A 13,686-nucleotide genomic window follows, 5' to 3' on the forward strand; every position below is an offset into this window, starting at 1 on the left:
GACTGCGGTCAGGAGATGCCGAATTCTTCGCCGAGGAAGCGGAAGACCTCGTCGTCGGTCGCCGAATCCAGGTCCCGCCCGGCGTCCGGCGCGCCGTCGGCGCCCGCCCCGGGCACAGGGGCGGCGCCCCACTTCGCGGCCAGGCGGCCGAGCACCGCGGCGATCTCGTCCTTCCGCTCGTCCGGCACATCCTCGGGCGATAGCCGCTCCATATCCGCGAGCCGCTCCAGCAAGGCCGCGTCGCCGGCCGCGCCGAGGCCGAGCTCGCGCTCGATGTGCTCGGCCAGTGAGGCCACGGTCGGGTGGTCGAAGACCGTTGAGGGGGGGAGTCGTAGTGCGGTGAGGGTGTTGAGACGGTTGCGGAGTTCGACGGCGGTGAGGGAGTCGAAGCCGAGGTCGCGGAAGGGGTGGTCGCGGTCGAGGGTGCCGGGGTCGGGGTGGCCGAGGACCGCCGCCGCTTCACCGTGGACGAGGTCTTCCAGTTCCCGCAGCCGTTCCCGCGGCGGAAGTGTGCCGAGCCGGTCGAGCGCGCTGGTGGCGGACCGGCCCGCCACGCGCGAGACGGCGGTCCGGCGGCCGGGTGTCCGTGCGAGCGAACGCCACAACGGGCCGGCGTCGGCGAGCGCGGTGGTGTCGAGGTGGGCCGCGATGGCCACCGGGTTCTGGTCGGCGAGCGCGGTGTCGAGGAGATGGAGTCCCTGTTCGTCGGTGAGTGGGGTGAGGCCGGTGCGGGTGATGCGCGCCTGGTGCACATCGCCGAGGGCGGCGGCCATGCCGTCGTCCGCCCATGGGCCCCAGGCCAGCGAGGTCGCGGGGAGGCCGCGTGCGTGGCGGTGGTGGGCGAGGGCGTCGAGGAAGGTGTTGGCTGCGGCGTAGTTGGCCTGGCCCGGTCCGCCGGCGGTGCCCGCGATGGAGGAGAACAGGACGAACGCGTCGAGGTCGTGGTGGCGGGTGAGCTCGTGCAGATGCCATGCGGCGTCCGCCTTGGGCCGCATGACCGTCGCCAACCGGTCCGGGGTGAGGTCCGGGATGAGCCCGTCGTCGAGGACGCCGGCGGTGTGGATGACAGAGCGCAACGGGTGTCGGGAGGGGATGGTGCCGATCGCGGCGGCCAGTGCGGTGCGGTCGGCGACGTCGCATGCGGTGATGGTGACCTGTGCGCCCGAGCGGGTGAGTTCGTCGTGCAGTTCCCGGGCGCCGGGGGCGTCGGGGCCGCGCCGGCTGAGCAGCAGGAGGTGCGGGGCACCGTTGCGGGCGGCGTGGCGGGCGACGGCCGAGGCGAGGTGCCCGGATCCTCCGGTGATGAGGACGGTGCCTGAGGAGAGGGGTGGTGTGGGAAAGGTGAGGACGAGTTTGCCGGTGTGTTTGGCCTGGCTGAGGTGGCGGAAGGCGTCTTTGGCGTGGGTGAGGGGCCACGTCCGGACGGGCAGGGGGCGCAGGGCGCCGGTTTCGTGGAGGTCGATGAGTTCGGTGAGCATGCGGCCGATGCGGTCGGGGCCGGCGTCGATGCTGTCGAAGGCGCGGTAGCGCACGCCGGGGTGGGCGGCTGCGACGTTCTCGGGGTCGCGGATGTCGCGTTTGCCGATTTCGATGAAGCGTCCGCCGCGGGGCAGGAGCCGGAGTGAGGCGTCGGTGAAGTCGCCGGAGAGGGAGTTGAGGACGACGTCGACGCCGAGGTTGTCGGTGGTCTTGAGGAATTCGTCCTCGAAGTCGAGGGTGCGTGAGGAGGCGATGTGGTCGTCGTCCAGGCCCAGTTCCCGCAGGGTGTCCCACTTGGCCTCGCTCGCCGTCGCGAAGACCTCGGCGCCCAGATGGCGGGCGATCTGGATCGCGGCCATGCCGACACCGCCCGTGCCCGCGTGGATCAGCACCGATTCCCCTTGGGAGAGGCCGGCCAGGTCCCTCAGGCCGTAGAGGGCCGTGACGGACACGACCGGTACGGACGCGGCGCGGGCCCATGACCAGGTGTCGGGAACACGTACGAGCATGCGGTGGTCGGCGATGGCAACCGAGGCGAACGCTTCGCCGAAGAGCAGCCCCGCCACGCGGTCGCCGGCCGTGAGGGCGGTGACGCCGGGTCCGGTCTCGGTCACGATGCCGGCGCCTTCGCTGCCGAGACTGATCTCGCCGGGGTACATGCCCAGCACCATGAGCACGTCGCGGAAGTTGAGCCCGGCGGCGCGCAGCCGGACGCGGACCTCGCCCTCCCGCAACGGCCGGTCCTGATCTGCGTCGGCCACGACCGCCAGGTCGTCGATCGTGCCTTGACCGTGCGCGTCCAACCGCCAATTCGGGTCGTCGGGGAGTACCAGGCGATCGTCCCCGTCGCGGCGCGCGACCCGCGGTACCAGCACCGCACCACCGCGTACGGCCACCTGCGGCTCGCCTGCCGCCAGGGCGTCGACGAGGACGCCCTGGCCGTCGCCGTCGCCGTCGAGGTCGACCAGGACGAAGCGGTCGGGGTTCTCCGACTGCGCGGACCGCACCAGCCCCCAGACAGGAGCGAGTGTGAGGTCGGGTGCCTCGCCTTCACGTGCGGCGACGGCGTTGCGGGTGACCACGACGAGGCGGGAGCGTTCCAGGCGGGGTTCGGCGAGCCATTTCCGCACCGTGGACAGCGCAGCCGCGGCGGCCTCATGCGCAGCGGCGGGAACCCCACCGGCGGCGGCCGCTGGACACCGCCACACGACCACATCCGGGACCGCGGCCGCGTCCAGGTCGGGGAGCAGCTCGCCCGGATACCCCGCCGCGACGGCTCGGACGCCCCGCGCTCGCAGGGCGCGGCTCGCCTCACCGTCGTCGTGGAGTACCGCCCACGACAGGGAGGTGTCGGTGGCCTCCGCGTGCTCGGCCGGCAGCCACTCCACGGAGAACATCGAGTCCGGCCGCGTCGCGCCCGCGCCCGTTGCCGCGATCGGGGTCGGGGAGGTCGAGAGCGGACGGACGGTCAACGACCCGATCACCGCGACGGGTTCGCCCGCGGTGTCGAACACCTCAAGGGACACGGCGTCGTCGCCGAGGAGTGTCATGCGCACCCGTAGCGCGGTCGCACCCGACGCCAGTACCCGCACGCCCGTCCAGGAGAACGGCAGGCCCACGGTCAGGTCGCCGGGGCCGTCCGCCGCGCCGATCAGCGCGTGCAGGGCCGCGTCGAGCAGGGCGGGGTGCAGGAGGAAGCCACTCGCCAGGGCGTGCTGCTCCGCAGGGAGTTCGACCTCGGCGAAGATCTCCCCCTCCCGCCGCCACACCGAGCGCAGCCCCTGGAACACCGGACCGTAGACCAGGCCCTCGGCCGCCAGCCTCGGGTACACGTCCTCGACGCCGACCTCTGCCGCGTCCTCGGGCGGCCACGTCACGCCGAGAACGGGTGCGGCGTCCGCGGAACCGCTCGTCAGGACCCCCGACGCATGGGCGGTCCATTCGGCGGGCTCGCCAGAGACGGGTGCCTCGGGCAGGGAGTGGACGGCGACGCCGCGTTCGCCGTTCTCGTCGGGTGCGCCCACGATCACTTGAAGCCGGATCGCCCCCCTTGCCGGGACGATCAGCGGTGCCTGGAGGACCAGTTCGCCGATCCGGTCGCAGCCCACCTCGTCCCCGGCGCGGCTCACCATCTCGACCAGGCCGGTGCCCGGAACGAAGACCTCGCCCGCCACCGCATGGTCGGCGAGCCAGGGATGCGTGGCCAGCGACAGGCGGCCGGTGAAGACCACACCGGCACCGTCGGGCGACTCCACCATCGCGCCCAGCAGCGGGTGGCCCGCCGACACCAGGCCCGCGCCCGTCACATCGGCGGTCCCCGCGGTGGCGTTGAGCCAGTAGCGCCGGCGGTCGAAGGCGTACGTCGGCAGCGCGACCTTCCGGGCCTCGCCGAGCAGCGTTCGCCAGTCGACGTCCACGCCGCGCGCGTGGGCTTGGGCGAGGGCGCGCACGAATCGCTCGGGTTCGGTCACCGGGGCCTCGCCGGATCGGGGGCGGCGCAGGAGGGGGACGGTGGTCAGGTGGTCGTGGTGGGTGGTGAGGGCGGATAGGGGGCTGTCGGGGCCGATTTCGATGAGGGTGTGGATGCTGTCGGCGGCGATGGTGTGAAGGGCGTCGTGGTAGCGGACGGTGTCGCGGGCGTGGCGGACCCAGTACTGGGGTGACGTCGCTTCCTCGGTAGTGAGTTTTCGCCCGGTCACGGTGGAGACGAGGGGGATGCTCGGGGCGTGGAGGTCCAGTTCCGCGACGACGGCGGCGAAGTCGTCGAGCATGGGGTCCATCAGCGGGGAGTGGAATCCCTGTCCCACGCGCAGCCTGGTGGTGCGGATCCCCGCCTCGCGGGCACGGGTCTCCACATCGTGGATTCCCGCGGTGTCGCCGGAGACGACGACGGAGGCGGGGCCGTTGACCGCGCCGATGCCGACGTCGGCGATGCCGTCGAGCAGTTCGGCGGTGCGGTCCTCACTGGTCTCCAGGGAGAGCATCGCCCCGGTGCTCGGTAGCTCTGCCATGAGTCGGCCGCGGGCGGCGACGAGGGTGCAGGCGTCGTGGAGGGAGAGCACGCCGGCGGTGTGGGCGGCGCTGATCTCGCCGATGGAGTGTCCGGCCAGGACGTCGGGCCGCACCCCGCACGCCTGAACCAGGGCATGGAGGGCGACCTCGACGGCGAACAGGGCGGGCTGGGTGAAGTCCGTCCGGTCCAGCAGGGCCGCCTGAGGCGTGCCGTCTGCGGAGAGCACCACCTCTGCCAGCGGCTCGGGCAGAAGTCCGTCGAAGGCGGCGCACACCTCGTCGAACGCGTCGGCGAAGACGGGGGATGACTCGTACAACCCGCGGGCCATGCCCGGCCACTGGGCACCCTGACCCGAGAACACGAGACCCACACCGCTGCCCGCCGCGTGTCCCGCGACGACGCGACCGGTGCTCCTGCCTTCGGCGAACGTGGAAAGGCCGTCCGACAAATCGGCGAGATCGCGGCCGGTCGCCACAGCGCGGTGGTCGAACCGGGCGCGCGTGGTGGCGAGGGACCACGCCACATCGGACGGTGACAGCTCCGGGCGCTCCCTGACCATGGCGACCAGGCGCTCGGCCTGGCCGCGCAGCGCCTCCGGGGTTCTGCCCGACAGCACCCACGGCACCGGGCCGCTGTCCACCGCCGGCGCCGTCCGTGTCGATGGCACGGGAGTCCGTCGAGGCGCTTGTTCGAGGATGAGGTGGGCGTTGGTGCCGCTGATGCCGAAGGAGGAGACGCCGGCGCGGCGCGGGCGGTCGCCGTCCGGCCACTCCACCGGCTCGGTCAGCAGTGACACCGTCTCCGCCGACCAGTCGACCTCCGGTGTCGGTTCATCGACGTGGAGTGTGGGCGGCAGTTCGTTGTGGCGCAGGGCCATGACCATTTTGATGACGCCCGCGACTCCCGCGGCGGCCTGGGTGTGGCCGATGTTGGACTTCACCGACCCCAGCCACAGCGGCCGCTCCGCCGGCCGGTCGTGTCCGTAGGTGGCGAGGAGCGCCTGCGCCTCGATGGGGTCGCCGAGGGTGGTGCCCGTGCCGTGCGCCTCCACGACGTCCACATCACCGGCGGCCAGCCCGGCGTCGGCCAGCGCGCTGCGGATCACCCGCTGCTGGGACGGGCCGTTGGGCGCGGTCAGGCCGTTGGACGCGCCATCCTGGTTCACCGCGGAACCCCGCACCACCGCCAGCACCTCATGCCCGTTGCGCAGGGCATCGGACAACCGCTCCACCAGGACCAGGCCCGCACCTTCGCTCCAACCGGTGCCGTCGGCCGCACCCGCGAACGGCTTGCACCGGCCATCGGCCGCCAGCCCGCCCTGACGCGAGAACTCGGCGAAGACATCCGGTGTCGGCAGCACGGCGGCGCCGCCCGCGAGTGCAAGGGAGCACTCACCGCGCCGCAGCGCCTGCACCGCCATGTGCAGCGCCACCAGAGACGACGAGCACGCCGTGTCGATGGTGACGGCGGGACCCTCCAGCCCCAGTGCGTAGGCGACCCGACCGGACAGCACGCTGCCGGAGCCGCCGGTGATGCCGTAGCCGGCGACGAGTTCCCGGGGCATCGACGCCGTGGTGTAGCCGCTGGACGCACCGCCGACGAACACCCCGGTCCGGCTGCCGCGCAGCGAAGACGGGTCGAGGCCGGCGTGCTCGAAGGCCTCCCACGACGTCTCCAGCAGGAGCCGCTGCTGCGGGTCCATCACCAGCGCCTCGCGCGGGGAGATCCCGAAGAAACCGCTGTCGAAGTCCGCGACATCGTGCAGGAAGCCGCCATGACGGGTATGGGACTCCTCGAGAGAACCCACCGCCTCCCAACCGCGGTCGGTCGGGAACGGCGAGATCGCGTCCCGGCCGGAGCGCACCAGAGTCCAGAACCCGTCCGGGGAGGACGCCTCGCCGGGGAAGCGGCAGGCCATGCCCACAATGGCGATCGGCTCGTCGAGTGCGGCGGCCGTGGCGATCGGCTCGACGGGACGCGTCGCGCCGGTGAGTTCGGCCCGCACATGCTCGGCCAGCAGCTTCGGCGTCGGGTGGTCGAAGGCGATCGTTGCGGGCCAGGGCATGCCGCTCGCGTCGGCGAGGCGATTGCGGAGGTCGACCGCGATGACGGAGTCGAACCCCAGATCGCGGAAGGCGGTGTCGTGGTCGACCTCGTCCGCGGCCGTGTGCCCGAGCACCGCCGCGACCAGACCGCGAACCAGCAGCAGGACGTGCTGCCGCTGCTCGGCTTCCGCCAGTCCCGCCAGCCGGTGTGCCAGCGGGACGTCCGGGACCCGTGCCTGCTCCCCGGCAGGTTCCGGCGGCACGGCCGCCGCGACCGGGGAGCCCGGTGCGGCTTCGAGCCAGTAGCGGCGGCGCTGGAAGGCGTAGGTCGGCAGCCCGACGCGCCGGACGTCCCTGCCCGCGAACGCCGTGGTCCAGTCCACATCCGCGCCCGCGGCGAACGCCTCCGCCATGGCGGTCAGCACCCGGACCTCGTCGTCGTGACCGCGGCGCAGCGTGCCGACGGCGGCCACGCGCTCTCCAGCGGCGTCGCCGTTGTCGGTCACCGCGGCGGTCAGCACCGGGTGCGGGCTCGCCTCGATGAAGACGCCGTGGCCGTCGGCGATGGCCGCGGCCACGGCATCGCGGAACCGCACCGTCCCGCGCAGGTTCTCGAACCAGTAGTCCGCGACCATCTCCGTGGTGTCGAGCAGACCGCCGGTCACCGTCGAGTACAGCGGTACGCGGCTCGGTTCCGCGGCGGTTTCCGCCAGCGCGGCGACCAGGTCCTCTTCGACGGCGTCGACCTGCGCGGAGTGCGAGGCGTAGTCGACGGCGATCATCCGGGCCTGGACGCCCTCGGCGGTGAGCCGCTCCACCAGCGACTCCAGAGCGGGGCGGTCGCCCGCGACCACCACCTGGGCCGGGCCGTTGACCGCGGCCACCGACAGGCCCTGTCCCAGGCGGGGAACGATCTCGTCCTCGGCGAGCGACACCGACGCCATGCCACCGGGCCCGGCGAGCTCGGCGGCGATCAGCCTGCTGCGCAGGGCGACGATCCGTGCGCCGTCGCGTAGCGACAGCGCCCCGGCGACCACCGCGGCCGCGATCTCCCCCTGGGAGTGGCCCACCACCGCCGACGGGCGGACACCGCGGGCGCGCCAGAGCTCGGCCAGCGAGACCATGACGGCCCAGAGGGCCGGCTGCACGACGTCGACCCGCGTGAGTGCGGCTTCGTCGTCGAGCGTATCGGTCAGCGACCAAGGGACGAACTCCGCGAGCGCTTCGCCGCAGCGGGCCATCGACGCGGCGAACGCCTCGTCGGCGGCCAGCAGCGAACGCCCCATACCGGCCCACTGCGCACCTTGGCCGGGGAAGACGAACACCGGCCCGCCGGCGCCCGCCCGTCCGGCCACCGCACCGGGGTGCGGGGTGCCGTCGGCCAGCGCCCGGGCACCGCCGACGAGTTCCTCCCGCGTCCCGCCCAGGATGACGGCCCGCTGTTCGAGAACAGCGCGGCCCGTTGCGAGCGACCACCCCACGTCGGCGGGGCGGGTGTCGCCTCCCACGGATGCCGCGAGCCTGCCCGCCTGCGCACGCAGGGCCTGCGGTGTCGTGGCCGTGACGACCCATGGCACCAACGAGCCTCCGCCACCGGGAGGGGGCGCGTCGACGGTCTCGGGCTCCACCGTCCGGGGCTCGCGTGGCGCCTCTTCGATGATGAGGTGGGCGTTGGTGCCGCTGATGCCGAAGGAGGAGACGCCGGCGCGGCGCGGGCGGTCGCCGTCCGGCCACTCCACCGCTTCGGTGAGCAGCGACACCGTTGCCGCCGACCAGTCGACCTCCGGTGTCGGCTCGTCGACGTGCAACGTGGCGGGCAGCGTGCGGTGGCGCAGGGCCATGACCATCTTGATGACGCCGGCGACTCCCGCGGCGGCCTGGGTGTGGCCGATGTTGGACTTCACCGACCCCAGCAGAAGGGGGCGGTCCGCCGGCCGGTCGTGTCCGTAGGTGGCGAGGAGCGCCTGCGCCTCGATGGGGTCGCCGAGGGTGGTGCCCGTGCCGTGCGCTTCGACGGCGTCCACATCCCCCGGCGTCAGTCCGGCGTCGGCCAGCGCACTGCGGATCACCCGCTGCTGTGAGGGGCCGTTGGGCGCGGTCAATCCGTTCGACGCACCGTCCTGGTTCACCGCCGAGCCCCGCACCACCGCGAGGACGTCGTGCCCCTTGCGCCGCGCGTCCGAAAGGCGTTCGACCAGGAGCAGACCCACGCCCTCGCTGAACCCGGTGCCGTCGGCCCCCTCGGCGAAGGACTTGCACCGGCCGTCGGGCGACAGTCCCCGCTGACGCGAGAAGTTGGTGAAGAGCGCGGGGGTGGACATGAAGGTGACCCCGCCGGCGAGCGCGTAGTCGCATTCGCCGCGCCGCAGCGCCTGTGCGGCCAGGTGGAGGGCCACCAGCGAGGACGAGCACGCGGTGTCCACCGTCACCGCCGGACCCTCGAAGCCGAACTCGTAGGAGACCCGGCCGGTGGCGACACTGCCCGCACTGCCGTTGGCGAGGAACGCCTCCAGCTCTTCCGGGACGGCGGTGAGCCAGGAGGCGTAGTCGTGGTACATCAGGCCCGCGAACACGCCGGTCCGCGACCCCTTCAGGGAGTCGGGCGCGATACCGGCGGACTCGATCGCCTCCCACGCGGTCTCCAGCAGCAGCCGCTGCTGCGGGTCCGAGGCCACGGCCTCCCGGGGGGAGATCCCGAAGAAGCCCGCGTCGAACCCGTGCCCGTCGTAGAGGAAACCGCCCTCGCGGACGTAGGACTTCCCCTTCCGATCCGGGTCCGGGTCGTACAGGTCCGCGACGTCCCATCCCCGGTCCTCCGGGAATCCGCCGATGGCATCGGCGCCGTCGGCGACGAGCCGCCAGAGATCCTCCGCCGAGCCGACGCCCCCGGGATAACGGCACCCGATCCCCACGATCGCCACCGGCTCGTCGAGCGCGCCCACCGCGGACGCGGTGGACGCGGTGTCCGCAGCCGTGGGCGCGGACCCGGTGACCTCCTCCAGCACGTACCCGGCCAGAGCGTCCAGGGTCGGATAGTCGAAGATCGCGGCGGCGGACAGGCGCAGATCGGCGAGCCCGTTGAGCCGGTTGCGCAGTTCGACGGCGGTCAGCGAGTCGAAGCCCAGCTCGCGGAAGGGGGTCCGGACGTCGAGCCGCCGGGCGTCGGTGTGGCCGAGGACCGATGCCGCCTCGGCGCGCACCAGCTCCGTCACCGTCCGGCGCCGCTCCTCGGCGGTCAGGCGGGCGAGCCGCCGGGCCAGGCCGGTGGCGGTGACCCGTGCGGCGGCGCGGCGCGAGCGCCCCCGCGCAAGGGAGCGCCACACCGGGGCGGCATCCGGCACGCTCTGCGCGGCGCCGTCGAATCCCAGCGGCACGGCCAGCGCGACGTCGAGCTCCAGCGCGGCGTCGAGCAGCCGCGTGCCCTCCTCGTCGGACAGGCCGCGGACGCCGTCGCGGGCCAGCCGCCGGCGGTCGACGTCGGCCAGGTGCCCGGTCATGCCGCTGCTCCGCGCCCACAGGCCCCACGCCAGCGACAGGCCGGGAAGGCCGGTGCTGCGCCGGTGCTGTGCCAGGGCGTCGAGGAACACGTTCGCCGCGGCGTAGGACGCCTGGCCCGCGGGGCCGGTGAGGCCGGCGGCCGAGGAGAACAGCACGAACGCGTCCAGGTCGAGGTCGCGGGTCAGCTCGTGCAGGTTCCACGCCGCGTCCACCTTCGGCCGCAGTACAGCGGCGACGCGCTCCGGAGTCAGCGAGTCCACCGTCCCGTCGTCGAGCACCCCCGCAGCGTGCACCACGACGCGCAAGGGGTGTTCCGCGGGGATGTCGGCGAGCACGGAGGCGAGCATGTCCCGGTCTGCCGCGTCGCAGGCAGCGAAGGTGACGAGGGTCCCCGCCTCCGCCAATTCGGCCCGCAGTTCGTCGGCCCCCGGTGCGTCCGCGCCGCGGCGGCTGAGCAGGACCACGCGGGCGGCGCCGGCCGCGGCGACGTGCCGGGCCACCACGCCGCCGAGATGCCCCGACGCCCCGGTGATCAGCACTGTCCCGGCGGCCCAGATCGCGTCGGCGGACACGGTCGTGCCGTCCACAGCCGGACGGACCGCACGGGGCACCAGCGCCTCGCCGGCGCGCAGCGCGACCTGTGTCTCGCCCGCGTCGGCCGCGGCGGCCACCGCCGCCGCGACGACTTCGAGCGACTCCTGAGCGTCGTCGAGGTCGAGGAGGGTGAACCGGCCGGGATGCTCCGACTGGGCCGAGCGGAGCAGCCCCCACAGTGGCGCGGTGGCCAGGTCGGGGCTTTCGCCGTCGCGGGCGGCGACCGCACCGCGGGTCGTCACGACCAGGTGGGAATCGGCGTATCGGGGGTCGGCCGACCAGCGCCGTACCAGCGCCAGCAGCTCCGCGGTGCTCTCCCGTACCGCTGCGGGCACGTCCGCGGCTTCGGGCCGGTACGACCAGAGGACCACCTCGGGAACATCGGTGCCGGCGTTCACGTCGTCCAGCGAGCCGACGGTGTGCCCGCCGCCGCGCAGGGCGTCGGCGAGCCGGTCGTCCTGGTCCGCGACGGCCCAGCTCCGGGAGGCTCGCGCGCTATTGGTCGCCAGTGGCTCCCACGCCACGGTGAACAGCGGTCCACCCCGTGCCCGGCCCGCGGCGGCGGGCTGCACGGCCGACAGCGGGCGCAGTGTCACCGAGCCCGCCGACGCCACCGGCTCCCCGGCCTCGTCGAACACCTCCACCGACACCGTGTCCGGTCGCAGGGGCGCGATCCGCACACGCAGAGCCGTCGCGCCGACCGCGCTCACGCGCACGTCCGACCACGCGAACGGCAGGGCGACGGTGTCGTCCACGGCGGCGACGGCCAGCGCGTGCAGGGCCGCGTCGAACAACGCGGGGTGCAGGGTGAACGCGTCCGCAGCGGCGTGCTGGTCCGCGGGGAGCTCGACCTCGGCGAAGATCTCCCCGTCCCGCCGCCGCACCGAGCGCAGGCCCTGGAACACCGGCCCGTAGACCAGCCCCTCGGCGGCCAGCCGCGTGTACACGTCGTCGATGGCCACGGGAGCGGCGTCGGCGGGTGGCCACTGCCCGAGGGACGTCTCCGCGGTCTCGGACGGAGGGGTCAACAGGCCGGTCGCGTGCAGGGTCCACTCCGCCGGCCCGGCCTGCTCGGAAGGCTCGGGCCGCGAGTACACGGCGGCCTCCCGCCCGCCGCCGTCCAGGGCTCCGACCACCACCTGGACCTGGAGGGCACCGTGCTCCGGCACCCCCATCGGGGTCTGGAGCACCAGTTCGGCGACGGACCCGCAGCCCACCTGGTCGCCCGCCCGGACGACCATCTCCACCAGCCCCGTGCCCGGCATCAGCACCGTGTCCGCGACCGCGTGGTCGGCCAGCCAGGGGTGGGTGGACAGCGACAGCCTGCCGGTGAAGGTGACGCCGCCCGTGCCGGGTGATTCCACCATCGCGCCGAGCAGCGGGTGGCGGGCCGTGTCGATGCCCGCGCCTGCGACGTCGGCGGTCGCTCCGGGAACCGCGTCGATCCAGAAGCGTTCGCGGTCGAAGGCGTAGGTGGGCAGCGGCGTGGAGGTGCCCGTGGGGAGGATGGCGGACCAGTCGACGTCCGCGCCGTGGGCGTGGGCCTGGCCGATGGCGTGGATGAAGGTGTCGACGGCGGGTTCGTCACGGCGCAGGGTGCCGGTGACGGCGGCGCGGCGGCCGCTGTCGGTGACGGTGTCGGTCATGGCGGGAAGCAGGACGGGGTGCGGGCTGACCTCGATGAACAGGGTGTCGCCGGCGGTCAGGGCGGCGTGGTGTGCGCGTGCGAACTCGACCGGTTCCCGTAGGTTGCGGTACCAGTACTCCGCTGTCAGCTCGGCCGTGTCCAGGACGTCGCCGGTGAGGGTGGAGTAGAAGGGCACGTTCGCCGGTTGCGGCGTGATCGTGGCGAGGTCGGCCAGGATGCGTTCGCGGACCTGTTCGATGTGGGGGCTGTGGGAGGCGTAGTCGACGGGGACCGTGCGTGAGCGCACGCCCGCCTCGGTCAGCTCCTCGTGCAGCTCGTTCAGCGGTCCGGCGTCGCCGGAGACGACCACGTGGCCCGGGCCGTTGACGGCCGCGATGCCCAGCCCGGGACGGGAATCGAGGTGGGCGGCGATCTCCCTCTCCGGGAGCGGAACCGACAGCATGCCGCCGAGGCCGGAGAGTTCCCGGAGCGCCCGGCTGCGGAGTGCGACGGTGCGCGCGGCGTCGTCGAGGGAGAGGGCGCCGGCGACGTGTGCGGCGGCGATCTCGCCTTGGGAGTGACCGATGACCGCCGCGGGCTCGACGCCGACCGCGCCCCACAGCCGGGCCAGCGACACCATGACCGCGAACAGCGCGGGTTGCACGACGTCCACCCGGTTCAGGTCCACGTCCCGGTCGCAGACCAGATCGAGGGGGTTCCAGTCGGTCCAGGACGAGATGGCGGCGGCACAGGCGTCGAACGCCTCGGTGAACGCCGGAGCGGAGGCGTAGAGCTCGCGGGCCATCGCGGGCCACTGGGCGCCTTGGCCGGGGAACACCATCACCACGCGGCCGGAGCCCAGCGCCCGCCCCGACGCCAGCGCGGATGACCCCCGCTCGTGAGCGAGTGCGGCGAGTCCGTCCCTCAGCTCGGGCAGCGTCGACCCGGTCACCACGGCGCGGTGGTCGAACCGGGCGCGGGTCCGCGCCAGCGACCACCCGACATCGATCAGCGATACACCGGGCCGGTTGACGGCGGACAGGAGCCGTTCCGCCTGGCCGCGCAGCGCCCGCGGTGTCTTGGCCGATAGCACCCACGGCACCGGACCTCCGGGCACGGCGGGCTCCGGGACGGTGCCGTCCTCCTCGGCGGGTTGCCCGGCGGGCGCCTGTTCGAGGATGAGGTGGGCGTTGGTGCCGCTGATGCCGAAGGAGGAGACGCCGGCGCGGCGCGGGCGGTCCTCGTCGGGCCAGTGCACCGGTTCGGTGAGCAGCGAGAGTGCCCCCGAGGACCAGTCGACGTTGGGCGTCGGCCGGTCGACGTGGAGTGTGGGCGGCAGTTCGCCGTGGCGCAGGGCCATGATCATCTTGATGACGCCGGCGATGCCGGCGGCGGCCTGGGTGTGCCCGATGTTGGATTTGATGGAACCG

General features: G+C 73.6%; 1 protein-coding gene (cut by a window edge). It reads right to left on the minus strand.

Translation table 11 applies throughout. The annotated features are described in order from the left end of the window. Positions 1–8 precede the first annotated feature (8 nt). On the minus strand, positions 9–13,686 hold the 3' portion of the coding sequence (locus ACFO4E_RS09865; protein ID WP_378573131.1) for an SDR family NAD(P)-dependent oxidoreductase. Its footprint extends 1,115 nt past the window's final position; only the last 13,678 of its 14,793 coding nucleotides appear in the window; its start codon lies beyond the right edge, outside the window; its stop codon occupies positions 9–11.

The organism is Nocardiopsis mangrovi, assembly GCF_042653925.1.
Taxonomy (GTDB): domain Bacteria; phylum Actinomycetota; class Actinomycetes; order Streptosporangiales; family Streptosporangiaceae; genus Nocardiopsis_B; species Nocardiopsis_B mangrovi.